This is a genomic window from Desulfoluna butyratoxydans (assembly GCF_900699765.1).
In the GTDB taxonomy this organism is placed as follows: domain Bacteria; phylum Desulfobacterota; class Desulfobacteria; order Desulfobacterales; family Desulfolunaceae; genus Desulfoluna; species Desulfoluna butyratoxydans.
In genome coordinates this window covers 366,357-392,845 of the sequence record NZ_CAADHO010000005.1, presented here as the reverse complement: position 1 = coordinate 392,845, position 26,489 = coordinate 366,357, and the positions used below count along the sequence as shown (strand labels likewise).

The 26,489-nt window shown below is 59.0% G+C and carries 19 protein-coding genes and 1 riboswitch; of the genes, 8 read left to right on the top strand and 11 right to left on the bottom strand.

Features of this window, described 5'->3' with window-relative positions; genetic code table 11:
• The 6 genes from MSL71_RS15730 to MSL71_RS15705 form a co-directional block, all read right to left on the bottom strand.
• Nucleotides 1-1,038 (bottom strand): class I SAM-dependent methyltransferase, encoded by a 1,038-nt coding sequence (locus tag MSL71_RS15730; protein WP_180142003.1) that lies wholly within the window; start codon nt 1,036-1,038, stop codon nt 1-3.
• A gap of 1 nt (nt 1,039) precedes the next feature.
• Complete coding sequence (locus MSL71_RS15725) at nt 1,040-3,115, bottom strand: TonB-dependent receptor (RefSeq protein ID WP_246317807.1); 2,076 nt, start codon at nt 3,113-3,115, stop codon at nt 1,040-1,042.
• A 5-nt stretch (nt 3,116-3,120) separates the two neighbouring features.
• Nucleotides 3,121-4,263, bottom strand: a complete 1,143-nt coding sequence (locus MSL71_RS15720; RefSeq protein WP_180141999.1) for a hypothetical protein — start codon at nt 4,261-4,263, stop codon at nt 3,121-3,123.
• 84 nt (nt 4,264-4,347) lie between these two features.
• Nucleotides 4,348-5,676, bottom strand: coding sequence for an FAD-dependent oxidoreductase (locus MSL71_RS15715; protein WP_180141998.1), 1,329 nt, complete (start codon nt 5,674-5,676; stop codon nt 4,348-4,350).
• A gap of 31 nt (nt 5,677-5,707) precedes the next feature.
• Nucleotides 5,708-6,661 (bottom strand): sulfide/dihydroorotate dehydrogenase-like FAD/NAD-binding protein, encoded by a 954-nt coding sequence (locus MSL71_RS15710; RefSeq protein WP_180141996.1) that lies wholly within the window; start codon nt 6,659-6,661, stop codon nt 5,708-5,710.
• The gene (locus MSL71_RS15705) at nt 6,648-7,304 is read right to left on the bottom strand and encodes a DUF6064 family protein (RefSeq protein WP_180141994.1); all 657 of its coding nucleotides are present in this window, start codon (nt 7,302-7,304) and stop codon (nt 6,648-6,650) included. The genes MSL71_RS15710 and MSL71_RS15705 overlap by 14 nt, the downstream gene beginning before the upstream one ends.
• A gap of 669 nt (nt 7,305-7,973) precedes the next feature.
• Between MSL71_RS15705 and MSL71_RS15700 the strand changes: the two genes are divergently transcribed.
• Both MSL71_RS15700 and MSL71_RS15695 read left to right on the top strand, forming a co-directional pair.
• Nucleotides 7,974-8,723 carry a DUF4197 domain-containing protein gene (locus MSL71_RS15700; protein WP_180141992.1) on the top strand — a complete coding sequence of 250 codons (750 nt, stop codon included), beginning with the start codon at nt 7,974-7,976 and terminating at the stop codon, nt 8,721-8,723.
• A 133-nt stretch (nt 8,724-8,856) separates the two neighbouring features.
• Nucleotides 8,857-9,345 (top strand): hypothetical protein, encoded by a 489-nt coding sequence (locus MSL71_RS15695; RefSeq protein ID WP_180141990.1) that lies wholly within the window; start codon nt 8,857-8,859, stop codon nt 9,343-9,345.
• 68 nt (nt 9,346-9,413) lie between these two features.
• On the opposite strand, the gene MSL71_RS15690 is transcribed toward MSL71_RS15695, so the two are convergent.
• Together MSL71_RS15690 and MSL71_RS15685 are read right to left on the bottom strand one after the other, a co-directional pair.
• Nucleotides 9,414-9,959: a phosphoribosyltransferase family protein gene (locus MSL71_RS15690; protein WP_180141988.1), complete on the bottom strand. Its 546-nt coding sequence runs from the start codon at nt 9,957-9,959 to the stop codon at nt 9,414-9,416.
• An 85-nt stretch (nt 9,960-10,044) separates the two neighbouring features.
• Nucleotides 10,045-11,100, bottom strand: a complete 1,056-nt coding sequence (locus MSL71_RS15685) for an NCS2 family permease (RefSeq protein ID WP_180141986.1) — start codon at nt 11,098-11,100, stop codon at nt 10,045-10,047.
• Nucleotides 11,101-11,211: 111 nt separating this feature from the next.
• Nucleotides 11,212-11,310: riboswitch (purine riboswitch) on the bottom strand.
• A gap of 316 nt (nt 11,311-11,626) precedes the next feature.
• Between MSL71_RS15685 and pbpC the strand changes: the two genes are divergently transcribed.
• Nucleotides 11,627-13,999, top strand: coding sequence for a penicillin-binding protein 1C (gene pbpC, locus MSL71_RS15680; protein WP_218951051.1), 2,373 nt, complete (start codon nt 11,627-11,629; stop codon nt 13,997-13,999).
• A gap of 128 nt (nt 14,000-14,127) precedes the next feature.
• Nucleotides 14,128-16,671 (top strand): alkaline phosphatase, encoded by a 2,544-nt coding sequence (locus tag MSL71_RS15675; RefSeq protein WP_180141982.1) that lies wholly within the window; start codon nt 14,128-14,130, stop codon nt 16,669-16,671.
• Here the strand turns inward: MSL71_RS15675 and MSL71_RS15670 are convergent.
• Nucleotides 16,634-17,980 (bottom strand): MATE family efflux transporter, encoded by a 1,347-nt coding sequence (locus MSL71_RS15670; protein WP_180141980.1) that lies wholly within the window; start codon nt 17,978-17,980, stop codon nt 16,634-16,636. The two genes, MSL71_RS15675 and MSL71_RS15670, sit on opposite strands and share 38 nt — an antisense overlap.
• Nucleotides 17,981-18,600: 620 nt before the next feature.
• Here MSL71_RS15670 and MSL71_RS15665 point away from each other — a divergent pair.
• The 3 genes from MSL71_RS15665 (at nt 18,601) to MSL71_RS15655 (ending at nt 21,690) form a co-directional block, all read left to right on the top strand.
• Entirely contained in the window at nt 18,601-19,917 is a 1,317-nt protein-coding gene (locus MSL71_RS15665; RefSeq protein ID WP_180141977.1) for a (Fe-S)-binding protein, read from the top strand.
• Between the two features lie 380 nt (nt 19,918-20,297).
• A complete protein-coding gene (locus MSL71_RS15660; RefSeq protein WP_180141975.1) occupies nt 20,298-20,741 on the top strand; it encodes a DsrE family protein in 444 nt (147 codons plus the stop codon).
• Nucleotides 20,742-20,946: 205 nt separating this feature from the next.
• Nucleotides 20,947-21,690, top strand: coding sequence for a C45 family peptidase (locus MSL71_RS15655; RefSeq protein WP_180141973.1), 744 nt, complete (start codon nt 20,947-20,949; stop codon nt 21,688-21,690).
• 97 nt (nt 21,691-21,787) lie between these two features.
• Here MSL71_RS15655 and MSL71_RS15650 read toward each other — a convergent pair whose 3' ends face one another.
• Both MSL71_RS15650 and MSL71_RS15645 read right to left on the bottom strand, forming a co-directional pair.
• A complete protein-coding gene (locus MSL71_RS15650; RefSeq protein ID WP_180141972.1) occupies nt 21,788-24,598 on the bottom strand; it encodes a hypothetical protein in 2,811 nt (936 codons plus the stop codon).
• 1 nt (nt 24,599) lies between these two features.
• Nucleotides 24,600-26,219: a hypothetical protein gene (locus tag MSL71_RS15645; protein WP_180141970.1), complete on the bottom strand. Its 1,620-nt coding sequence runs from the start codon at nt 26,217-26,219 to the stop codon at nt 24,600-24,602.
• A 59-nt stretch (nt 26,220-26,278) separates the two neighbouring features.
• Between MSL71_RS15645 and MSL71_RS15640 the strand changes: the two genes are divergently transcribed.
• Entirely contained in the window at nt 26,279-26,422 is a 144-nt protein-coding gene (locus MSL71_RS15640) for a hypothetical protein (protein WP_180141968.1), read from the top strand.
• Nucleotides 26,423-26,489 lie beyond the last annotated feature (67 nt).

The following is a 26,489-nucleotide window of genomic DNA, read 5'->3' as shown; positions in this document are numbered from 1 at the left end:
TTATCCTTTCTGTTTCCGGGCGATGGTCAGCTCCACCTCGCCCACGGGAAGGGTGAGGGGAGAGGTCTCCACCGAATCAAATCCCGCTCGGCGCAGGTGATCGGCGATCTCCCCTTTTTGAAAGACATAGTTCTGGCCTTCCAGGGCCAGGGACAGCCTGGAGAGCACCACATGCTCCGGTGCCGTGCCTTCGCCGGTGGTGCCTTCGTGGAGACTCACGAAAACCCCGCCGTCGTTCAAGGCCGTATGGAGGCGGGAGAAAAAATCAGAGGCCTCCTTGACGTAGTAGAGGTTGTGACTGGCCCAGATGATATCGTAGCCGGTGCCGAAGTCCGTGGTGTTGTAGTCCCCCTTGATGTAGGAGATCCGTGATTCCATCCCTTCTTTTTTTACCTCTTTTTCCGCCAGGCCGATGATGGCCGGCAGGTCGCAGAGAACCCCTTCCATGGCCGGATGGCGTTTGAGGACCTCCATGCACATGAGGCCGGGGCCGCATCCGATGTCCATGATCTTTGTGGCAGACGTGCATTCGGGCAGGGCATCGATGGTATCGGCGGCAAGGGCGGCAATGCCTGCCCGTTGGTAGGGTGCCAGGTGCTTGACCGATGCCTGCCATTTGCTCTCGTCTGCGAGGCGGTCCTCTTTTTTCACAGGCGGGGGGCCGCCTTGAACCAGCGCTTCGATTCTGCCAATGTTCCGGTGCTGCATGCGGGACAGGTTAAGAACCATATCTCCCAGGTAGACCGGGCTTTCCGTACGCAGGGAGGTCTCGGCAAAGGGCGAGTTGAGGTAGTTGCCCTGGTGCTTCACGGCCAGGCCGATGCCCGCCATGCTGTCCAGGAAGTGGGTGAGGTTCCCGAGGTCCGTCTCGCCGGGCAGGGCCGCTGCGATCTCCTCGGGGGTCGAGACCCTGGCCAGGATGTCGGCCATGCCCATCTCCACGGCTGCCTTGAGGATGGCCATGCGCACAGGCCCCTGAAGGGCTTCGAAGATGGGTGTCATGGGGTTTTTGCCGTTGATGTTGAACAGGGGTGTCATATTAAAGCCTCCAGTTGAGTGTCAGCCCAAAGGTGAGTGGGTCGCCGTCTTCCACCATGGTAAATCCCTGCATGCTTTTAACTTTTTTGGTGGCGTACTCTTCGTCCAAGAGGTTTTTGCAGTAGACGGAGACATCAAAGCGATCAAAGGCGTAGCCCAGCTTGAGGTTTACCAGGGCGTACCCGTTGTCTTTCAGGGTGTTGGCCGCGTCAAAGTATTGTTTGCCCGCGCCTGTGACGTCGGCGATGCCGTAGAGGCCGTTGGTCATGTAGTAGGCGGCCCCGGCGTTCCAGGTGAATTCAGGGGCCCAGGGCAGGGAGTTCCCCGAGTAGTCGAAGGGCATGCCGCCGGACGTGCCCTGCCAGGTGTCGATCTCCGTGTCGGAGAGGCCCACGCCCGCAAAAACTTCCAGATTGCCCAGGGGCAGGGCGGTGAGGTCCAGTTCAACACCCTGGCTGTGGGCCTTGCCTGCGTTGGAAAACTTCCAGATGCCCTGTCCTCCCCCAGGCACCTCTTCCCTGACCTGCTTGTCGTCGATGTCGATGTAAAACAAGGAAAAATCGGCCTTGAGTCGTCGGTCAAAGAAGGTGGCCTTAAGGCCTGTTTCGTAGTTTACGGTGTACTCGGGCTCATAGCCGAAGGTCTCTTCGGAGTTTGCCGAAAAGTAGTTGAAGCCCCCGGCAAGCCAGCCACGGGCACAGGTGGCGTAGGCCGTCAGGTTGTCGGCAATGTCGTAGGAGGCCGAGGCCATGGGGAGCCATTCTGTTTCGGAGAGCTTTTCGTCGAAGGTCACGGGCCCCATGATGCTGGTGAAGGTCTGTGTGCCTTCGGCTGTGGCGTGCTCCCCTCGCAGGCCGCCGGTAAGCTTCAGCTTGTCCGTAAGCCGGTAGGTTGCCTGGCCGAAGATGGCGTAGCCATCGTATTCCGAGTCCGTCACTCGGTTTTTGGCCATGGCGGGATTGATATGGTTCAATGTCATGGTGGTGTCCAGGTCCTCGGTGAACCCGAAAAGTCCCATGACCCAGGAGAGGGGGGCCTCTCCTTCGGAGGCGACTCGGAACTCCTGGCTCCAGTTGTCCTGGTCGATATCTAAATCGGTGGTTCCCAGTTTAACCGGGGTCCGGTCAAAATCGTGGGTAAACTCCCGTGTAAACTGACGGTTGCTGGTGATGGATGTGAATTTGGCATTATCGGCTCGCCAGTTCATCTTGATGACCCCACCCACTTCCTCTTCATCGGCGCGGTCCTCTTCGCTGGAGCGGACCTTGTGCCTGTCCGAGGCCTGGGGGCCGTCTTCAAAACGCAGGGTGCTGACGCCTTTGTCCTGGTCCATTCCGTCCAGGGTGGCCACGAGCTCGAAGCGTTCTCCGGGGGTCCAGCGGAGGGTTCCCCGGGCTGCGGTGGTCTCTTCGTCGGCCACGTCGTCTTTGCCTGTTACCTCATTTTCTACGAAACCGTCTGATTTACGGCCTGTCACGGACAGCCCCAGGTAGAGGGTGTCTTTTACCACAGGCCCGCTCACCGAGGCTTCCCCGCACCAGGTGTTGTAGTTGCCGCCGGACAGGCTTGCCGCTGCCTTCAGTTTGTCTCCGGGCTCCTCCAGGACCACGTTGATGACCCCGGATTCGCTGTTGCGGCCATAGAGGGTTCCCTGGGGCCCCCGGAGAACTTCCACCCGCTTTACGTCGGTGAGCAGCTGATTCTGCATAAAGCTCAAGGGGTAGGCGACGTCGTTGATGTAAAGGCCCATGGGGCTGAACAGCGAGGTGTCGATGGTGGAGATACCCCTGGAGACAAAGGCGTCCCCGGAGGTGGTCTTTTTAAAGTAGACGTTGGGGATAAACAGGGTCAGCTCGGAGAGGTCCTTGACCTCATGATCGTTGATGAACTGACCGTCCTTCACGGTGATGCTCCCTGCAAAATCTTCCAGGGAGGATTCCCTTTTGCTTGCGGTGATGACCATGTCATCCAGGGCGCGCTGGGGTTCTTCGGTTGCAAAAACAGCGGGTGTTGCCAACAGAACAGCCAGGCAGGCTGCAAGGGCGCCCCGTTTGAGCGGGGCTGAATACGATATCATCTTCACTAACACAACTCCTTTACCTTCTTGGGGGATCGCCTGGTGAAGGCATGGTATTTTTCGGCATGCCTGAGCACCTGTTCGATGGTGTCGGCCATGCAGCGGTCCACCTGTTCAAAGTTCATATGGGGGATGTAGTATTGCTCCAGTTTGCCGTGGGTGTGGCCTGCGCGGACGAGGGCCTCCATGGCCGCATCAATCATGGCGTCGTAGTGGTGGTCATCGCTTTTTATCTCTCCCTGTTTTGTGCTGATACCGGGTTTCAGGAAGGCATTCAGATCGTGCTCCTGTTCCCTGGGAAGCCCCTTAAGGGTGTCGGTTGAGATCACCACGTCCATGGCAGGGATGATGAGGTGGCTGATCCTGTGGTGGTCCAGGGGGTGGTGGCAGTATTCCACCTTGTGGCCCCGGCTCCTGGCCTTTGCGGCGAGCCGCGACAACATCGTGGATTTTCCTGTACCCGGTGCACCGTGGATGAGAACCAGGCGGGTGGAGGGGCCAATCACCGTGTCCATGAAGCTGACCGTGCCCTCCGGGGTGATGGAGTTCATGAAGAGGTGCCTTTCCGGTCCCACGGCGTCGGCCAGGGGATGGCCGGTGAAAAGGTCTGCACAAAGGGCCTCGTACAGTGCATTGACCTTGGAAAAGTCCTGGTGTGCCGTGGCCAGGTCCGCCCTGTTCGTGCGAACGAGGTGGGCTGCGGCGAGGAAGCGGTACGCCCTGCCGAAGCACCGGTCGGATTCGGCGGTGATGTCCATGATCTCCTTGCCGTGGGGGCGAATGCCCGCCTCATCCCAATAGCGGCCCAGGTTGATGATTTCGTCGACGGCACCGGGGTGCTTGGGGTCGAAGACGTGGTGGCCGGTGGCGGCCGTGACCACCGCCTTGATCTCCGGGACGATGATGGCGTCCAGGGAGTCGGGATCCAGGGAACAGTGTTGCTGTTCCACGGCAAATCCCTGGTTGCGCATCTCATCGGCGATTTGCTTCAGGAAGGTGGATTTGCCCGTCCCCGGCCCACCTTTGATGATGGTGATTTTTGCATCGGTGAGGTCATGGAAAAAGTCAAAGAAGCAGTGAAATCCATGGGCGGAGTTGCAGCCGAAAAAACTTTTCCGTACGAGGTGTTTTTCAGGGGGTGCAGTCATGGGTCCATCCTTAAACGTATGTGTGGGTTTGTTATGTCCCGTGCTCGGGGATCGTGCCTGTTGGGTTCGGGCATGTGCCCATGCCTATGCCCGCATGGGGTGACGTTCCTTCTCTTTTTTTCCGTGGGCCGTCAGGAACACATGGTAGAGGCCGTGGGCCTTTACCCGGGTTTCAACGGCCTTGGGATCGGTGGTGTAGAGGTCGAGGCGCTTCATGCGGTTGAAGTAGTTGCCCCCTGAGAAGGTGTACCGGTCGGTGAGCCCTTCCATGGTGGTGCTTGCCTGGTTTTCGTGCCGGATCAAATCGCCGATGGCCAGGCCGTCGGGCAGGGAGAGCAACGGGCGGCCCGTGGCCTGCTGCACGCTGTTCCAGCCAGCGAGGCTTCCCGTTGCCATGGCCTCGGTGTGTCCCACGAAGAGCCCTGCCTTTTCCCCGGCGCAAAAGAGGTTGGCGACGCCCTGGGCCTGCAGTGCATTGTTCCGGTGCGTCCGTGCCAGGAACCGGACCGAGTTGGAGGCGCCCCCTGAAAATTCGTACATTGCCCGTTCCAGCCCTTTTATTTTTCGCAGCTTTTCCAGGGGGAAAAAGGGCATCATCATTTTGGCGCGGGCCCCGGTGTCCAGGAGGATAAGGTTTTGTTTGAATTCGGGGATCGCATACTGCTTGCAGGCCTTGAGCTTGAGGATTCCCTCATCCACGAGGTGTTTCTCAAGGGGAAGGATGGCCACTCCTTTGTCGTGCAGGCTCTGCCGGATCTCCGGGCTCAGGGTGGCTTTGTTGAGTTCGCAGGAGCCGCTGAAGGATCCGTAGGTTTCACCGTCCCGAAGCCCGACGCTCTCTTCGCATCCTGCCATGTGGCTGAGGCTGACCCTGGGGCCGAAGGAGGGGCATCGGAGCACGCACATGGTGCAGCCGTTTCCGTACCGGGCGCAGTTTCCCATGGATCCGGCAGAGCCCGTGGTCTCGATGAAGACGTCTCCGTGGATGACGGACCCGTCGGCCAGGGAGACCGAGCGGATACGATCCGGCTTCTCCCCATCCGATTCCTCCATGGAAACCCCCACGGCGCGGGCCACAAAGCGAAGCTCAACGCCTTTGTCTTTCAAGGCCTTTCGCACGGCGGGTTCCACGCGGGAGGTGTCGTAGAGGCTGGCATGGTAATGGCCCGGAAAATCAATGCCGACGTGTTGGGAGAGGGCATCTGTGAGATCGATGAGCTCTGGGGCGCCTAAGTATTTGAGCTCTTCTGCGGCGGTGAATCGTCCGTTGTTCCGCATGATTCCACCGGCAAGCCCGCATCCCAGGAGGAGGTCTGTCCGTTCCAACAGCACCACCTGGGCGCCTGCGTTCCGGGCGGCAATGGCCGCCGCGCATCCAGACCACCCTCCACCGATGACAACTACCTTGGGCATGATACGATTCCTTTCCTCATTGAGTGTATTCTCATGGGCAGACGGCTCCCTCTTCCGCGACCTGCTTCGGGTCGAACTGCACCTTGCAGGATCTTACGGATTTGTCGCCCATGGTCACCATGCAGCTCCCGCAGATCCCTTCGCCGCAGCAGAAGGTGTGATTGTTGGAGACCGCAAGGCCTGCTCCGGGACAGTGGCGCTCCAAAAAGGCGGTGACAAGGTCGTGCTGGGGCGTGCTTCCGGCGCTGAAGGCAAAGGCGATGGACTCCTTGTCCGGCAGCTGTTCCATGGTGGCCTGACCCTGGCTTCCGTGAAGGGGGCCTTTCCGAACGATCACATCGTCGGGGAGGTATCCCGAGATAAAGAACGGGCCGGGCGTGTTGACCAGCAGGGTCACCTTGTTTCCATGGGCGAGGAGGCGCTTGATCACCAGGGGAACCGAGGCCTGGGACATGCCGCCGGTGACCACGAGGCAGCGGGCGTCCCGCACGCTCTCCACGGCCCTGTTACCCTGGAGACCGTTCCAGTAAGGGCCCCTCAGGAACAGGCGCAGGGGGCTTCGCTCCAGAAGCCGGGTCTTAGGGCCGGTGACATGGAAGGCCAGGGTTACCGTGCCTTCCATGATGTCCGATGCCACAATGGCCATGGGGGCATCGAAAAAAGAGCGTTCCGTAAGCCCCCTGACGAAAACATAGCTTCCCGGGTGGTTGAGGGACCGCGCCATGGCACGGGAGACCGCGATTTTTTTCAGGTATATTCCGTCCTCGATCCGTTGTGAGTCGGCGATATCGCAGAGCACGGTCTGCTTTCGCTTCACCGCCTTGGATCCGTTACGCAGGTATCTCTGGTAAATACACACCTTCGACCAGTTGCAGGCACACACCTCTTTGCCCTGGAGCAGGGTACAGACCGTGCATTCACCCACTTCGGCCAGGTAACAGGGACAGAACTCCGTGCCGGCGTCGATGCATTCAAACGGGTTCATGGAGGGGCTCCACGGCTGTCTTGCGGGTGGTGGCACGGGTTTTTACGACATAAAGGCTGTAAAAGCCCGAAGCGCACAGGACCACCTCTTCATAGCACCCGAAGAGGCCCAGGCATTTCGGGATGTTGACAAAGGCCCAGACCAGAAGAAGGATGAAGATATCTCGGTCCATGCGGCGGGCCGCCGAAAAGAGCACGAGGGTGAACCCGGCCAGGGGGCAGGGGAACATGGGGAGCACCACGAATCCATGGCCCAGGGCCATCCCGGCAAAGGGGAAAAGATAGACACAAAGCAGAAGCACTCCGACCAGGACCTGGTGCAAGGGCGTGTCGGGCAGACGATAGGAACATTTTCCGGTGACCAGCAGGTCGATGAGGAAGAGAAAGGAGATCACCAGGTACAAGGGCCCTCCCACAAAGAGTGCCATGGGGCTTTTCCCGCAGTAGAGCAGGAAACAGGCGATGCCGTTCCAGGCAAAGGCTGCGGCCAGAAAGGCCGTCATTCCTTTATCCGATGCTTTTGACGGTTTCGCAAAGACTCCGTAAAGCGCGAAAAGGGAGAGCAGGATAAGCAGGATTTGTACGGGCAGTGTGTCTTCGTTGAATTTCCTTAGAATCGTCCAGAACATCTCAGTTTTGTTCACGTCTCCTCCGAATGCGTGGTGTGGCGGTTTCCGCAACATACCGACGGTTGCCGGTGAGGGGGTTGCGGGTGAGCATAATGAACCCGATGTGGTCATGTACTGGGTGTTATTTCTTTACTCAGGAAGGCTTAGGTATCGCAGGCTCTCCTCGGGTGCACAGGATTACATGATCATCTGGTTCCATCATGCAGACAATCCACCCAAAGGATCTGCTGCTGTAAGACTCGCGTACCCGACGGCAGCGATGTGTCTGGATATTTACCCGTCGTACAATTTTATGTCAATACATAATTTTGTCCTTCCTAACATTTTTATAACTTCCATATGACTTCTCGCGATGCCAACAGAATACCTGCCGGCCCAGGCCATCGTCGTGGCCGGTGTGCATCGTATCCTGTCACGCAGTTGCGAATCCTTTGGTGAGGTTTTGTCAAGGTTGTTAAAAATCAGGGCCTTCCATTTTATTTGCATGTTCCAAAGGGTGGGTGTCGTGATATATTAACAGCGCTGCAACCGGATTTCGCATTCCTTGAGACCGGTACATGGTGTGCTTGATTTTTCGATCGATTTCTTTTGTCGTCGTCGTCGCGAAAGCCTTTGTTCCTCATTTGGTGCATATAGTCAATTATGTCGAAGGTCCTCGATACCTAAGATGAAAAGGAGTGGCATATGAAAACACGTCGGATATCCATGGGAGTCGCCTTGTGCGTGGTTTTCGGGGCATTGGTCTGGGGGGACGCGGAAGGGTCCTGGCTGGATAAGATCAATATCTTTAAGAAAGACAGTGGAGAAAATGCGGAGGTGGCTGAGGGCGCACCATCCACCGGTGAGATCGGCGATGCCTTCAAGGAGGCGCTTCGCATGGGCACCGAGAGTGTCGTGGGCCGTTTGGGCACCGTGGACGGGTTCAACGGGGACCCGGCTATCCATATTCCTTTGCCCACGGAGCTTCAGGCGGTGAAGGCCGTGTTGGACAAGGCGGACATGGGGCATCTGACCGATGATCTTGAGCTCAAGCTCAATCGTGCCGCCGAAGCAGCCACCCCCAAGGCGAAGACCCTTTTCTTCGATGCCATCGCCCAGATGACCTTTGAAGACGTCAAGGCGATCTATGAAGGACCGGACAATTCGGCGACCCTCTACTTCCAGGAGAAGATGACCCCCTCCCTTAAAAAGGAGATGGAGCCCGTGGTGGAAGAGACCCTGTCCCAGGTCGGCGCCATCCGGGCCTACGACCAGGTGATGGACCAGTACACATCCATGCCGTATGTCCCGGATGTGAAGGCCGACCTCACCGATTATGCCCTGGATAAAGGCATCGACGGGATTTTTCACTACATCGCCATGGAGGAGGCTGCAATCAGGAAAGACCCGATGAAGCAGACCACCGCCTTATTGAAAAAAGTGTTCGGGGAGTGATGGGTGATATCCTGTGGAATGTTTCTGTTTCGGTCGGTCTGTTTCATGGGTGAACAAGGTGCTCACCTGTGGTATGGTCGGAGGCGCGTTTTGACCTCTTCCCGTGAACCCGAACCAGAACAGGCAGGTGACCATGATCGAACCAGACCACACAGGAAAACTTGATTCCGGTTTTGCCTTGATCCTGATCATTTGGGGGGCCATTTTGGCTTCCCTGGGGGTGTATCTGGGGGTAGGGCTGTTTATGGGGGACACCTTTACGGTGGCGCTCAGTGATGAGTTTCCCGTGGTGACCCTGCGCTACGTGCTGTTCGGTATTTCCGCAGCCACCCTTGCCGGGGTGCATGTCCTGCGCCGGTTTATGCTCGGCCATCCCGGAGGGAGCACCCCTTCGGCCTCTTCCGGCCAGCACCCTGCGGTGGCCCGGTATGCCGTTATCGTGATTCTCTCCTCAGCCCTCCTTGAGAGCATCGGCATTTACGGCCTTGTGCTGTTTCTCACCGCCGGTGATTCCCTTTCCCTCTACCAGCTCCTGGGTCTGTCGGCGGTGGCCATGCTGGTGTATCGCCCCAGGAAGGCGGAGCTCCTGGACCTTGCCCGGCGCATGGGCACCATGAATTGACTCATCCTGGAGAGAGCCTCCGGACGCACCGTTACCGGCATGGTCCGGAAGGCTTTTTATCGGCCGGGTTAGCCCACGGGAAACAGTGGGAGCTTCTCCAGAAAGACGATATCCTCCCGGGATGCGGCATCGCCTTCGGCGAGAATGGCCGCTTTGACGGTGACAATGCCTCCTGCGGCCTGGACGAGGCGGCTGATGGCCTCAATGGACTCGCCGGTGCTGATGACATCGTCGATGATGGCCACGCGCTTGCCTTTGATGGCCGCGGCATCCGTGGCGTCCAGGCAGAGGAGCTGCTTGCCCGTGGTGGTGATGGACTGCACCTCGTCGATGACCGGGTTTTCCATGTAGGCTTTCACGCTTTTTCTCGCCACGAAAAACCGCTTCATCCCCATGAGACGCGAAACTTCGAAGACAAGGGGGATGCCCTTGGCTTCGGCGGTGACAAGGACGTCTACCTCCGGGAGTTTTTCCATAAGAAGGGGCGCTGCAGCGCAGATGAGCTCGGTGTCCCCCAACACCACAAAGCTTGCGATGTTGAGGGTCTCGCTGACGGGGACGATGGGAAGTTGGCGGGTCACACCGGCCACTTCCAGGGTGTATGTTGTGTTCATGGGATGTCCTTAAAAAAGCTTAAAAAAACGTAACTATTCAGATCAAAAAAGCCTCCGGCGGCCCTGCCGGGGCAGATGCAAAAAATCAGAATCCCACCAGCGGTGAGATGCATTTCACAATGAGGCCCGCCATCATGCCCAGGAAAGGATCGGAGATGGCGGTGACCGTCATGGTCACCCCGCCCACGATGGTGTCTCCACCGCCAAGGGCTGCGGAGGCGTTGATGGGTACGGTGACAATGGCCCCCAGCACAAAGAGGAACCCGGCGATGGATTCGCTGGGCACGTATTTTCCGATCTTGGGAAGAAACCCGGCAAAAAGGATGACAGCCATGAGGGTCATCATGAGCACCCCGGAAAAGACGGGGTGGGGGGCGCTGCCCGTGGCAGAGATAATGGCCTCCACCGGGCCGCCGCCGAACAGGGAAGACGCCATGTCCGCGAGGCTGCTGTAGATGGCCAGGTGGTCCACGTTGACGCTTGAGCCTGCAATGTTGCCGGTGATCTTGCCGAAGGCGATGTTGGCTCCGATGTTGAGGCAGACCATGGCCAGGGCACCCCGGGCCACGGAGAGGTTCATGATGGGCTTCTGAAGGGAAAACCCTTCTTTTTCAACGGCGTTCATGTCGGATTTCTGTTTCAGCGACAGGGCCACGGCACTTGAAAGGACCACGGAGACGGTGATGGTATAGACCAGGTCCTTGGTCATCATGTAGGTGAGAAACCCTGAGGCAATGGAGCTGAACCCCACGGCTTTGTTCTTGGTGGCCATGCCGAAGGCCACCCGGGCGAGCATGATGCCGACCCCAGCCATCATGCCGTTGGTGATGGCAGGCCCCACAAAGGTGACGATTTTCTCCAGAAAGCCGAACACGCCGATGGTGGCCATGGCCGCTGCACCAAAAAAGATCATGGAGAGGCGCTCCCGCATGTTGTCGCCCATGGTCCCGGCAAGGGTGATGGTTTCGGCCTGGAACGAAATGGGGGCCACGCAGCCGAAGAGAAGGCAGCCCCCGGCACCCACGATAAAGGCCAGGGCCGTGGGGATGGAGGCAAAGCCGAAGGAGAGGGCGAGAAGGCCCTGGGGGAGGCCGTTGAGAATGACGCTCAAAGCGGCCAGGATATCTTTGATATATTCCATTGTAAGAGACTCCTTGTGGGGTGTCATGTTCCTGAAATACATGCCGAACAAGGGGTCTCGTGAGGGCGCAGAAATACGGAAACAGATCACCCGGGACAACAGGGGGACCTGCGGTTTTTCTTGCACTCCCATAGTCGGATGGACGGCCTTCCGGTAGAGACTCCTGACCCATGTCATCAGGATTATATGGGGTGGTTGGTTGTGAAAGAGTGTGGATAGCAGAGCCTTTCAAGGAATACAATGGGGATTACTATATTTTGTAATGGCCGTGATGCCACAGGGAACTGTGTTATTGGTGAATATTTTGGGCGTTGTTTACTAACGGCTCGAAACAAAAATAGAAAAGCCGAATGGCTGGACTGCTGAGAAATATTCATTGATCATCGGTTTGGGAAGACAAGGCCGGGAAGCAGGGGGCCGTGAAGGCGAATCCAGCAGGTTGGGTCCCTGTCAAAGGGGGATGACGGCAATGGCGGCGGCGGGCAGGGCCCGTCGTCCATTGGATGTATGGAGAAAAGGGCAACCCATGGCACGTGTGCTTGCGATCATCTGGGGAAAATGGGGGCTTGCTGTGCTGGCCTGCGCGGTGGCGCTGACGGTCTGCCTGGACCTGGCCTTTCCACCCGATATTCCGGCACCCGGGGAGGGCATGGCCGTAACGGTTGTGGACAGGGAAGGGAACCCCTTGCGGGTGTTTCCCGATGCCCGGGGAATCTGGCGGTACCCGGTGACCCCGGACGAGGTCTCCCCCCTTTATATCGAGGCCCTGCTGGCTTACGAGGACCGTTGGTTCTACCGGCACCCCGGCGTCAACCCCCTGGCCATGGGCCGGGCCCTTGCCGATGCCCTCCGGCACGGGCGCATTGTCTCGGGCGGCTCCACCCTCACCATGCAGGTGGCCCGGATCCTCCATCCCCATCGGCGAACCGTTTTCGGCAAGATCGGCCAGATGCTTCGTGCCCTTCAACTGGAGCGACGTCTCACCAAAGAAGAGATCCTGACCCTGTACCTGAACCACGCCCCCTTTGGCGGCACCGTGGAAGGGGTCCAGGCCGCGTCTTTAACCTACCTGGGCAAACCCGCCTCTGAGCTGACCCACGCCGAGGCGGCCCTGCTGGCGGTGTTGCCCCAGGCTCCGTCCCGCTACCGTCCCGATCTTCATCCGGACCGGGCTGTGGCGGCCCGTAACAAGGTGATAGGGCGCCTGGTGGGGTTCGGGCGCTGGGAAGCCTGGCAGGGGGACGAGGCCCGGGAAGAGCCCCTGGCCGTTCACCCATGGAAGCCTCCGTTTCGGGCGCCGCTTCTGGCCCGTCGCCTGAGGCGCGCCAGCCCCGGACAGGGCGTGATCCGCACCCCCATCGATCCCTGCCTTCAGGCCGGGCTAAGGGACCTTGCTGCCAATCTGAAGGGCGAACTGCCCTCCGGGACCTCCCTGGCCTTACTGGTGGTGGAGAACGAGACCGGGCTGGTAAGGGGCTACAAGGGCTCCATGGATTTTTTTGACGATGAGCGCTTCGGGCATGTGGACATGGTGCGGGCTGTTCGGTCTCCGGGGTCCACCCTCAAGCCGTTTCTGTACGCCATGGCCCTTGACGACGGCCTGATCCATTCGGAGAGCCTGCTCATGGACAGTCCCCTGTCCATCGGCGGGTACACCCCCTTGAACTTTACCCGCCATTTTGCAGGGCCGGTGTCGGCCTCCGAGGCCCTGGTCCGGTCCCTGAACGTGCCCGCCGTGGAGCTGCTCCATCGGGTGGGGCCGGTGCGCTTCGACAGCCTCCTGCGCCAGGCGGGCATCCATCTGCGCTACCCCCAGGGCGGGGGGCCCAACCTTTCCATGGTTCTGGGCGGGGTGGGTACCACCCTGGAAGAGTTGGTGGCAGGGTATTCGGCCTTTGGCCGTGGGGGCAGGGCGATCTACCCCGAGGGGCTCATCCTTGCAGACAGCCAGGAAACCCAGGTGCTTTCGGAAGGGGCGGCCTGGATTGTCCGTCGCATTCTGGAAACGCCTGAGAGAAAGCGGAACAGAAGGGGGCGGTTCGGCATGCGGCGCAGCCGTAAGCTGGCCTGGAAAACCGGGACGAGCTATGGATTTCGAGATGCCTGGGCCGTGGGGGTGACCGAGTCCCATACCCTGGGGGTCTGGGTGGGACGCCCGGACGGTACGCCCCTTCCCGGTCACTACGGCGCTGTTACGGCTGTTCCTGTCCTTTTTCAGGTGGCAGACCGGCTTCCATCGGCAGCCCCCAGGGGCTCTTCCATGCCCGAGAGTGTGTCCCGGGAATCCGTCTGCTGGCCCCTGGGCGTTTTGTCGTCGGACACCGAGCCCGGCCACTGCCACGTCAAGCGGACGGCCTGGGTCCTCAACGACACCGTTCCCCCGACCTTCGGGCCCTGCCAGGATGAGGTCCTCATGGCCCCCAACCCGTTGATTGTTTCCGTGAACCCGGACACCGGCAGGGGGCTGTACGGGCCCTGCCTGGATCGCTGGCTGGCGGAGCACCCCCAAACCCGGCACATTCCCACCCGCACCATTGCCAGGTGGCCGGCAGGGGCCCTGGCTTTTCTTCCTCCGTGGATCCGGGACCGCAGCCGCTGCCCCGATCCCGATCTTTCCTGCCTTGAGGGGGAAGCCCCTTTGAGCGCGCCCATCGTCATCCACGGTGCCAGGGACGGCGCCGTCTTCAAAGATCCCTTGAAACCCGGCGGGCCCCTCACCGTGGAGCTCTGTGCCACAGGCGGCAGCGGCTCCCTGCACTGGATGATCGATCACACCTGGGTCTCCAGAAGCCGCCCGGGCGCAGCGGCCCGCATCACCTTTGCCACCCCCGGCAGGCACACCCTGACGGTGATGGACGCCTCGGGACAGTATGCCGACCTCTCCGTGGTGGTGCGATAAACCGGATATCCTACAAGAAAAAAACACAACGCAAACCAAGATATGATGTTCGTGTAACCCAGGCTTAACACCGGGCAGGTAAACAGAGTCAGCTGTCAAACAACAACCCGTATGTCTCAGGAGGAACCATGAGAATCCTTGGAAAGCAGGGCTGTTTTTTGGGTATTGCGTGTTTCATGATCGGGCTTTTTGCCCCACCGGTCTCGGCTGCAAAACATGTGATCCTGATGATCAGTGACGGTCAGGGCATGGGCACCGTCATGGCAACGGATTTTTACAACGGCAACCGGGCGGTTTATGAGTCCTTTGAGGACAAGTATGCCATGACCACCTACAGCGCCCTGGGCGCCTACAAGCCCGATCTGGGCTGGCGGCTGTTCGGCTCGCATCTTTTGAACCCCACGGATTCCGCGGCGGCTGCTACGGCCATGGCCACAGCGGTCAAGACCTACCCCGGCATGCTGGGAAAATCCCCTCTTTTCATCGACGTTAAAAACATTGTGGAGACCGCCTCCACCCAGGGCCTGGCCACGGGGGTGGTGACCTCCGTGGAGGTGAGCCACGCCACACCGGCGGGCATGGTGGCCCACAACATCTCCCGCAACAACTACGAAGAGATCGCAGCCCAGATGATCTACGGCAGCGAACTCGACGTGATCATGGGGGCGGGCCACCCCATGTACGACAACAACGGGCACCTGAAGTCCCATGACCGGGACTACGCGTACGTGGGCGGGGAAGCGGTCTTCGCCGATCTTACCGATGCGGACGGGGCCCGGGCAAAGGACGGGCGTTCCTGGGCCTTCATGGATGAGAAAGCTGATTTTGAAGCCCTGGCCCAGGGCTCCCTTTCTGCGGGCAAGGTGTTCGGGTTGGCCAGGGCCGCCACCACCCTTCAGCAGGGACGTTCCGGCGATCCTCAGGTGGTGGATCAAAGCAACCGGAACCCTTCCGTTCCCAGCCTTTCGGACATGGCCCTGGGGGCCCTTCATGCCTTGTCCAACGATCCGGACGGCTTTTTCCTCATGGTGGAGGGCGGGGCCGTGGACTGGGCCAATCACAGCAATGAAAAGGGCCGCATGATCGAAGAGCAGACAGCCTTCAACGCGGCCGTTTCCGAGGTGGTTGCCTGGGTGGAGGAGAACAGCAACTGGGACGAAACCCTGCTCATCGTCACCGCCGACCATGAGTGCGGCTACCTCTGGGGAGCCGATGAGAGGGCCTTTGTCCCGGTGGGAGACAACGGGGCGGGTAACCTGCCGTCCATGGTGTTCCATGCCGACACCCACAGCAACGTGCCCGTCCCCTGTTATGTGAAGGGCTCCGGTGCCGGGCCGTTCCTCGATGGCCTGGTGGACGGTACGGACACCTTTTTTTCAGAGCTCTTTTCAGGGTTTGACCCGGGGTTCTCCGGCGACTTTATCGATAACACCGACCTGTTTCTCCTCATGAGCCGCTGGCTGGAAGGGGAGGATGAGGGCTCCAACGGCTCAGGGCAGTGGCTTAAAGGGGATCTGCACGCCCACTCCCTGCACAGCGACGGCAACGCACCGGTGGCGGCCGTTCTGAAAAGCGCGGAAGACAAAGACCTTGATTTTTTTGTCCTCACCGAGCACGACTCGAACATGTTTGACCCCCAAGACCCCGGCCCGGTCATGCCCACCCACTGGGAAGACCCGGATTACACCTCCGAGGAGACCGTGCTCCTCTACGGCGTGGAGTGGACCACCGGCAAGGGCCACGCCAATGCATGGGCCGCAGCGCCCTTTGACTACACACCCCTCTGGCACGCCAACACCGGTCTGGATGCCGTGGCCGCGGTCTACGGAGCCCATGACGGGGAAGCTCTTTTCTCCATCAACCACCCCTCGGCCATTTTCTGCTGTCCCTGGGAGTATGATGTGGACAACGCCGTGGACACCATCGAGATCTGGAACAGCATGTACCGCATCCCCAACCTCAACGGCTGGTCCAGCCACCCGTTCTGGGATGCCGAGCTCCTCAAAGGGCGCCGCATGACCGGTGTGGGGGGCTCGGACACCCACAAGTTAGTCGAGTATGCTTCGGACCCCTTTGCAAAGATCGAGGCGGCCCTCTTCGGCCACGGAAACCCCACCACCTGGGTTTACGCCCAAGAAAAGACGGGAGACGCCATCCTTCGCAGCCTGAAAAACGGCCGTGTCTCCCTGAGCTACGCCCCGGACGCCGAGCGCCTGGACCTGGTGGCCGACCGGGACGGCGACGGATACTTCGAAACCCTCATGGGGGACAACCTGATCCAGACCCCGGGCCGGGAGCTCTCCTTTCAGATCGATATCCGCAACCCGGCCCCGCCGGGCTGGTTTGCCGTGCCAAGGGTCAAAGAACTCACGGCCGAGAACCTGGTGAAGCTCGTGGCAGGGGAGGTGGATCTTCCCTCGCTGCTGGGGCTTTTGGCCGGAAAAGACACCTACCTTGTGGGCGTCTTGAAAAACGGTATCCCCCACAGGGCCTGGATCGTCAGCGGCGGCGCCACCCGTGTGACCTTTACCGACACCCCGGCTTCAAGGGGCAGGACCTATTACCGCGCGGAACTCATGGGGACCCCCGACCTCCTTCTTTTCCAGCGCCTCCTCTACGGCCGGGTGAAGGCGGTCACCAATCCCATCTATGTGAATTTTCCGGCCCGGTAGGTGTTGCATCCGTGGCGGCGAACACCTGCCGCCACAGGATCATCACACAGGACAAGCCTGCCGTGAGGTCCGAGAGGAGCTGGCTGGCGGCGATCCCGTTGATGCCGAACCTGCCGGGCAGGACCAGCAGCAGCGGGATGAGGTAGATGCCCTGGCGGGCGAAAGAGACATACATGGCAAGCCTGGCGTTGCCCTTGGACTGCTCGAAGATCATGGCGATGAGCTGAACCGGGACCATGGCGAAAAAGCCCATATAGATGGCAAGGGATCCGGACAGAATCGTCGTGACGGCAGCCTCCGTTGAAAAAAGGGCTGCAAGGGGCCTGGAAAAGATCAAAAAGAGAAGGGATGCGCAGGCTCCGTAACCCGTTCCGATTTTGAGAAGGGCGGAGAGAAGGGCTTTGATTTTTGCGGGGTCTGTGTCCACCACACAGGCCCCGATTAATGACTGGACGCCGTTGGCAAGGCCCATGACGGGCAGGGTGGATACCGTGTAGAGCCTCAGGGCGATGCCGATCCCCGCCACGGCCTCTGCCCCGAAAGCGGCGGCCTGTCGGTTGACCAGGACAACCGCCAGGACATTGATCACAAAAGCCATGAAGGTGGGAATACCGATACTCAGGATGGCAGCGCACACGTGGCGGTTCACGGCCCGGAGGGTTGGGCGGATCCGAATTCGGCTTTTGTTGCTGGAAAAATACCAGATGTATGCTCCCACTGCGGGGATCTGGGCAAGCAAGGTGGCACAGGCTGCTCCGCGGATGCCCAGGTCCATCCAGAAAATGAATATCGGGTCGAAGAGGGCGTTGAGGGCAAAGGCAATGATCAGCGTCACCATGGAAAACAGGGTCCCTCCCTGGCTTCGCGCAATGAAGCCGAAGATGGTGTTGGCAAGCACGAGGAGGAAGGCCACCAGGATAAGCCTCCCATACCTGTAAAAACAGGCCTCGGTCCCCGGGACGGTTCCCATGATACGGGCCACAAGGTCAAATTTCCAAAACATCACTCCAAGGTAGGTCCCCCCTGCCAGAATCCCCAGCATCAGGCCGCTGCTGGCGGCTGCATGTGCGTGGGCAAGGTCATTTCGCCCGATGCTCCGTGAGGTGATGGCCGCTGTGCCGATGCCGATGCTCTGGCCCAATGCGATGAGCACAAAGGTCAGGGGGTAGGTGAGGTTCACGGTTGCCAGCTCGGACACCCCCAGAAATCCTACGAAATACGCATTGAGAACCTGGTACATGGCCTGGATGATCAGGCCGAAGATGGTGGGGGCGGAGAGAGCCAGGATTTTTGAGTAAAGACGATTCATGGATCGGGCCTTGGTTTCTATTTGGTTGGGACATGGGTTTTTTGCGATGAGAGGGCCTTCTCGGGCCGGGACATGCGGCGAACGGGATGCGTTAAGGGGGGGGGGCGTCGCATGGTTGTTATGTATACCCTTGTCGGAAAGCCCCGTCCACAGGGGCTTTTGCTTATGTGGGCGTACAGAGGGTATCTTTATGTCGGGGAGATGGCGGGCTGAACGGTGTTTGCCTGTGGGGAAGAACCGAGATCGCGAAAAAAGATCGTGGGTCTTTGCACTCGGGTCCGACCCGGGTCTCTCCTTGGATTTTGTCGTGGGCAAACCTTGCGTATTTACAGGGGATGGCGGGTTTGGTAGAGTTGGGTTTATGGCGTGTGTCTTTGGCATTTGGTGTATATCGGCTGTTTTCTCCTTCCTCACTCTCTGTTCGTTTCTGCCTTCATTTTCTCTCCTCTCACCGATTCCTGACTCCAGGTGATACCTGCGCGTGTCATCTTGTTGTCGGTATTCCAGCAGGGACCATGCCGTCCGCCGGTACCGGCCATGACCGTGTGTCGCGTCATCTCTTGTGATGCGGGCCGGGCCTTCGCCCTTGTGAAAAAGCCATCAAGAAAGGAATAGAACCCATGAGTGATAAGCCTGTAAAATTGACGGGGGCGTCCAAGAGCCCCTTTAAGGACATGGTCATGAAGCTCCTTCCGAAGGGAGGGAATCTCAACTCCTGCCTGACCTGCGGGGTCTGCTCTTCGGGCTGCCCTGCCACGGGGCTGGATGACATGGATCCCAGGAAATTCCTGCGCATGGCCGCCCTCGGCATGGATGAAGAGATCAAAGAGAGCCGATGGCCCTGGTTCTGCACCATGTGCATGCGGTGTGTGCATGCCTGTCCCATGGAGATCAACATCCCTCAGCTCGTCTTCAACGCCCGGAGGCTGCGGCCTCGCGACGAGATGCCCAAGGGCATCCTGGGCTCCTGCGACATGGCCCTGGCCAAGCCCACCAACAGCGCCATGGGCTGCACCCAGGAGGATTTCGCCTTTGTGGTGGAGGATATCCTCGACGAGATCAAGGAGGAGTATCCCATCTGGGAAGAACGGAACCTTGAAGCCCCCATCGACAAGAAAGGGGCCGAGTATTTTATCAACCAGAACTCCAGGGAGCCCATGATCGAGCCCGAGGAGATGGGGCCTTTGTGGAAAATCCTTAACCTTGCCGGGGTGGACTGGACCTACGGCAGCTCCGGCTGGGCCGCCGAGAACTACTGCATGTTCATGGCCGACGACGCCGGGTGGAAAGAGCTCACCGAGCGCAGCGCCCGGCAGTGCGAGGAGCTGGGGTGCAAGACATTCTTGAACACAGAGTGAGGGCACATCACTTTTGCAGTCCTGGTAGGACTGGACAAATTCAAGATTCCTCACAACTTCAAGGTCGAGACCATGTACACCATGTATGCCCGGTGGATCCGCGAAGGAAAGCTCAAGCCGGATCCCAGCTGGAACGATGAGCTCAAGATTAAATTTACCCTTCAGGATCCTTGCCAGATCGTTCGGAAATCCTTTGGGGATCCTGCTGCCGATGATATGCGGTTTGTGGTGAAATCGTGCGTGGGGGAAGATAATTTCGTGGATATGTATCCCAATAAATCAAACAATTTCTGCTGTGGCGGAGGCGGCGGGTTCCTGCAGTCCGGCTACAAGGATCAGCGGCTTGCCTACGGACAGATCAAGGACCTGCAGATAAAGAAAACACAGGCCACCTACTGCGTCACCGGCTGTCACAACTGCCACGCCCAGATCCACGAGCTGGGTGAGCACTTCGGGGGCGGGTACCACGCAGTCCATGCCTGGACCATCCTGGCCCTTGCCCTGGGCGTTCTGGGCAGCACCGAGCGGATTCACCTGGGCGAAGACCTCCAGGAGGTGAACCTTCCTGATCCGGGTTGATGGGATTGCCTTTGTAACGCGTAGAAAATCGTGAGTGACAGTATACCCATGGCCGGGGGGCATCTCCTCCGGCCATATTTTTTTTGTGCCGGTTCCTGAGGGTTTTGTTTCGATGTCACGGTGTGTTATGGCATATTGTCCTTTCTTTTTGAGGCCTGGGGTATTAAAATTGCCTCGACGATTGACCGGTGCCGATATGCCGTGATCCGGCGCGGGACAAATCCCAGCTTTCCTTTCCATGAAATCACTACCATTCCCTGTTTTTCTTTTGAACCGTTGTGGCATGCACTCCGGTTTCCTTTGTCGGGCCCTTCTGCCTGCCCTTCGGATATGTCGATCTGTTTCAGACTGCCAACCGTTAAACCGTAATGGAGGAAAAAATGAAAAAGCTGAGCGTGTTTTTGTCCACACTTCTGTTTGTCGGGCTGGCCTGGTTCGGCGTTGGATGCCAGGGGGGTGCCGAAGCTCCCAGGGACGGTGTCTTTCTTCACATCAGCCACGGTGCGGACGCCCCCCACAGGCTGCTGATGGCCTTGAACATGGCCAGCATCATGGCAGATGACAAGGATGTCCTCGTCTATTTCGACATCAAGGGCGTGGAGGCCGTTCTGCAGGATGCCGAAGAGGTCACCTTTTCCCATTTTCCGTCCTCGAAAGCGGCCCTGAAAGCGCTCATGGACAAGAATGCGGTCCTCATGGCCTGCCCGGGGTGCCTCAAGGCGGCTGGGAAGAGCAAGGACGACCTGATTGACGGGGTTCGTGTTGCCGACAAGCAGACCTTTTTTACCTTTACCAAGGGACGCATTGTGACCCTCGATTATTAGCAGGCTTTTGAAATGAGAGAAAACATGCGATGAAGGAGAGATGAAACTCAAAATCTCTCTTTTATCACTCTTGTTGGTTTTCTGCTGGGTGCCATTGGCGTGCGCGTGCACGGGTTTTGCCGTGTATGGCGAACAGATCGTCTATGGAATGAATTTTGACTATTTTCCAATCCCGTTGAAATTTCTCATCGAATCCCGTGGCGGCATGAACGTGTTTCATCTGGCTTTTCTCTATGAGAAAACCCAGAACGACCCGATGTTCAGGAACCACTTCGCCAAAACCTGCGGCATGAACGACCGGGGTCTTTTCTGCTCCTGTCAGGAGATCGAACCCTATGTGAATGGCGTGGAGAGCTTGGGGGAGGAGGATGGGTATATCGGGGATCAATACGATGCCCTGGCTTCCTGTGGCCGGGTGGACGAGGTCCGGCGCCTGATTTCGTCAAAAAGGTGGGTTCAGTTCACAGGGCCGTCCGTGCACAACCTTTTTGCCGATGTGGACGGCCATGCCATGGTTACGGAGACGGATAACAGAGAGCACGTCATCACCGAGATGGACGGGGATTATCTGGTCATGGCCAATTTTTCAAATCACGCCATGGCCCATAAGCCCCTTGCGGATGTGGTGGGCGTCGGGGCGGAACGCTACCGCAGGGCCCATGCTTACCTTGCGGCGCATAAGCAAGCCTTCGGTGTGTCCCGGGGGTTCGACTTGCTGAGGCAGGCGGTATGTGATGATCCGGGGTGTAGGACCCTGTGCTCCATGGTGTGCCTGCCCCGGGAAAGAACCATTTATCTGACCACAGACCCTGAACTGGAAAAGATCTGGAAGGTCTCCCTGGGGCGCAACCTCATGGAAACAGAACGGGGATTCGACAGATACATGTGCCATTCCCTGGGACCCGAGGGGATCCTGGCATCGGAACTTGAGTCTGTGGCCGGTTCATGACACAAGCGCTGTCCGGACGGATTGGTTTTGGATGAAACACACATGGCCCCGGGAGGTATGTCCCGGGGCCATGTGTGTTTATAAGGGCATGGTCGGTTCAGGCAAAGGCGTAGTTGGTGCCGTGGAATTCGATGCGGGCCGCGCTGAGTCCCGAAAGGTCCAGGCCCGGGTTCAGGGCGGGATCGATTTTGAACTGCCACTGGGTAAAGGGGCCCAGGGCCGCATATTCGTTTGGCCCATGGTCTGCGTTTTGTTCCATCCCGAAGTTGGCGTCTTCAAATATCTCTTTTGTTGTGAGGTTGTAGGTGAACAGCTTGGTGACGGGTTCATGGCTGAAGGTGAAGCGGTTGTTCGCCTGGTCGTAGATCTCTTCCCTGCCGGTGTGGGTGATGTGGATGCTGAGGGTCTTCCCATCTGTTTTGACGCCGTCCAGCCAGAGCCGCACGCGGGAGATGCGGACATCACACATGCCCGCAAAGACGCTGTCGGCCTTGCCGGTGGTAAGGCTGGGGGCGTTAAGGGAGACCGTCATGAGGTTCAGGTACTGCAGCACCGAGCGCTCCCCCTGGCCCACCGTAACCACCAGCCCTTGCTGGCCGGGTTTGTCCGGGAAGTGCTGGGCATTGGAACCAAAGTGTTCCAGGGCCTTGTCTGTCTTGGTCAGCAGGTCGCTTTTTGCAGCCAGCAGGACGGAGGCATTGAGGGTGGGCAGGTTGCCTGAAAAGGTGCTGCTGATGATCTCAGCGTCAGACAGGGCCCAGAACCTGTAGGCCTGCTGGGTCAGGTCCATGAACTCCATGATCTGCTGCCGGGCCGTGTAATAGGTTCGGGCCATGAAGCTGACCATGTCGGGGAGGGAAGGGTCCATGGTGGAGAGGACCTTGGCGGTGTAGGTGGCGTCTTCAGCGGTGAGGCTGTCGATGAGCTGGTGGTTCTTCAAGGCGACAATGACCTGGGCGTTGTACTGGAGAATGTGGTTGTTTCTCTCCTGGACCTTCTGGATATAGGCGTCGAAGGCCTTTTTCAACTCCTTAAGATCGTCGGGGAACTGGTCCTTGAAGTCATTGAAGAACGTCTGGAACTGCTGCTCTTCGGCCATGAGCTTGGCCCCGCCCGGGTCGTCGGGTTTCAGGGTGCCGTCGTCTAAGGCTTCGTAGCCCTCCTGCAACCCTTTGACGCTGGACTGCACCGTCTGAATTTCGTCCACCAGGTAGGCCTTGTTCACCGCAATCCCCCGGCTGTCCGTGACCTTGGACAGGGAGTTGTGAAGAAATTCGGCCCCCTGGGTCAATGCCATGAACTTGGACTCCGGGGCAAAAGCCACCATGCTCATGTTCTGAAGGAAGCTGTCGAAGTTGAAGTCAAAGTGGTCCTTGACCTTGGTCTCAAAGGTTTTGAGGAGGTCCGTCACCTTCTTTTTCAGGGTCGGCAGGATGCTCTGGTAGCTGTCGATGACCCCCGCCTGCTTGATAAGAAGGACTTTCAGCATTCGGATCTGGCTTTTGGCGTTGCTGATGAGGGCTTCGTTTTTCTGCCGGGTGGTGACCACCGATGCGATCTTCGCTTTTTTTTCTTTCAATTTGGCAAAGTAGTCGTCGTAGGCGGTCTGGATGAGGCTGAAGTTGGCCATGAGCTCATCCAGGGTTTGAAAGAGGCTGTTAAAGGAGACCAGGGGCACGTGGTCCGCGGCAAACCCGAAGAGGTCCTGGCCCTGTTTGATCTGCAGCAGGGCGTTGACCGCCTGGGCATGGAGGCTCTGGAGCTGCTGCACCGACCCCAGGGCACCGTACTCGGTTTCATGGGCCGTGTAATAGGAACGCAGGGCCTTGTTTTCCGGGGTGGCGTCGGCAAAGGGCGCGGTTTTTTCCTCGATCTGCTGAAACAGGACCATGGTGTCGGTGACAGACTGAGGGCGGCCCACAGGGTCCATGGTCCAATAGGTGAGCCTGGCTTTGTCCATGAGGCGGCTCACCTGGCTGGGATGGACGAAAAATCCCGGGGCGGTGTGCCCCTTTTCCCAGTCCAGCTGGGAGAGTCGGCCAAAGGTAAAGAGGCTTTTGCTTCCCGGGGATCCCGGGGAGCCGTTGGTTCCCGGGGTTTTGCCCTGGCCGTAGGTGCCGTAGGCCCCGCCGTTGACCACCAGGTTGCCGTGGAGGGTGTTGTCGAACTGGGAGTCCATGGATGCCAGCTGAGCGGCAACGGCTTCAAGGGCATGTGTGGAGTCGTCCAGGCTCTTGGCCCGGGCCGCTTTGGTGAGCAGGGGAATCAATGACGCCCATTGGGAGTCCGCTTTGTAGGCACCGATGATGGGGGTCAGGGCCACGTGCCGCCGGGCAAGGCTGTCCAGCCCGGCGACTGCCCGGAGGTTGTCCAGGAGGTCGCAGCAGCTGAGGCCCACCAGGACCTCCGCTGTGCCGCCGTTTCCTCCGTTCCCCCCATCTCCCCCGTCGGTGTTGATTTTGCCCTGCTGCCCGTCGCCTCCGGCTCCGCCCGCAACAGACACCTTGAAGTTCAGCCGGTTGTCGGCCACGTTCTGGAGATAGAGGCGAAAGGTGCCGCCGGGCCCCCCAGGCCCTCCGGATTGTCCTTTTTCATTGGGGTTCTGGTTGGGGGTGTCCGGGCTGGTGCCCGGTTTGCCGGAGAGGTCGAAGAGTCCCTGACCGGTAGTGGTGAGGCTTTGCAGGGAGAACAGGCTGTTCTTGAGCTTGACGGATTGGCTCAGGAGGCATCCCTGGCCGTAGAGATAGACATGGTCGTAGGCGGTGAGGTCGTCGCCGATGTCCGTGCCTTTGCCCAGGGATACCTCGTCCAGCACGCTGATGATGAAGAGATTGCCCCCCGACGCCAGGGTCTGGAAAGCCTCCTGGGGGTTGGAGAGCAGGGTGGTGTCGGTTGTGGGATTGTTCATGTTATTTCCCCTCGAATACGTGGTCTTTAAGGGCCGCCCGGCGCTCCGCCGCCTCCTTGCTCTTTTCTTCGGCCTCTTTCCGGGCGGTTTCGTTGCTTTTTTGGGCCTCTTCAGCCTTGGTGTATTTTTCGTCTTCGGCCTTGAGCTTGTCCGTCAGGTCGGCCAGTTCCCGGGTCAGCTCTTGTTGGCTCTTTTTCAGGTCTGGGTCATCGGGTTTGGACTTGAGTTTTTCCTCCACCTCTTTGAGCTGCTGGTTCTTGGTTTCCATGGAAGCACTGGTCTCCTGCCGGGCCGTGCCCGCTTCGGCGATGGTGGCCTGGATGGTTCCCGCCTCCTGGGAAAGAAGGTGTTGCTTTTTCTCCAGAAGCACCTGGTCGGTGACCGTCTGAAGGTAGCCCGGGCCGCCGGATACCTCTTCGGTCAATTTTGCCAGGCGCTCCTTGACCATCTGGGACTGGAAGAGGGTGGCCACGCCCGAGACCTGGATCCGGGTGACCAGGTCAGTAAAGCCCGGTTCCGGGGCGATGAGGCTTACGCCGGTTTTGGTGAGGGCCGAGGCCACCGAATCCATGACGCCGTCCTGCATGGTTTTGTTCAGCTCGGTAACCGAGGTGTCAAAGGGTGTGTCCATGGACGACAACTGGCGGTTCACCGAGTCGGCAACGGCCTTGTCCACGGTGGTGGGTTCAAAGGACCAGTCTACCTTCTTGGACATATCCCGGACCGTTTTTTCCAGAGGGGAGAGGACCTCCAGCTGTTCGGGCAGGGGCACGAGTTTTTTGCTCTCCGGCTGGTCGAACTGGGCGTTGTAGGTGAGATCGTCCATGGTGTAGGCCTGGCGGACCACAGGGCTGCCGTCTTTCAGGATCTGGTAGCCCGAGGCTCGTCCCTGGGGCTCCACGTCCAGCACCATCTGGCCCTGGTCGCATCGAAAAATCGTGTTGAACCCGCCGATTTCCCGTGCTGAGGAGACCTGGATGCACGGCAGGTCAAAGGTTTCAAAGGCAGCGTTGCCCACGGCCCGGGTAAAGCTGTAGTCCTCTCCCAGGTAGAGGTCTTCCAGGCTGCGCCCCTTGACGATGTCCGCCCCTTCCTTGAGCATGTTTTTGTAGATCAGCTGCGGGTAGCTCATGGGGTCTGCGGTGAACCGGAGGTTCAGCCCGTCCTGGGGCTGATTGAAGGTGTAGAGGAAGACGCTGCGCAGGTTCCCCGCTGTTTCCATTTTGGCTTGCGGCGCTTTACCCGCTTCGTAGTGCATGTACTCCACCGGGGTCTGGGGATCCAGGGGCGTATCCGTGAGGGCCTGGGTCATGTAGTGCTTCATCTCGGCAAAGGTAAAGTCTTTGTCGAACAGGAACTCGTTGGAGGTATACAGGCCCTGGCTGCCGCCCCCTTTGCCGTCGGTGCCGGTCCAGCGGTTGTTGTCTTTGCTTAAGGGCTGCCAGACCTTGAGTACCTCGTTCCAGAGCTGGGGCCGGTCTGCGATGTAGCTGCCATAGCGGTAGACGGCGTCGCCTTTGGTGAACGAGACCGTGCGGCTTGTCAGCGGGGTTTGCTTGAAGACGGTTTTGGCCATGTTGAACGCCAGATCATACAGCAACACCTCAATGGGTTTGGGCATGGGAATTCTCCTTAGCCCGGACATTTCATGAGAAAACAACTATCCCAAAGGAAAGTTATATGACTTCTGTAGTCTACAGCAAAAATGTCAGCTATTTTAAAAATGCAAAAGTAAATCAGCGTTTGCTGTTTGATTTTCTCACCCTTCGGGCGAGCCGGGTGCACCCATCTGATGCCTTGCTCATGAGTGTACCCGACTCGTGAAATATCCGGGCAGTGTTGGCGGCCCGGCAGGACCGGGCCCGTTGTGTTGTGGCCCTCACGCAGCCCG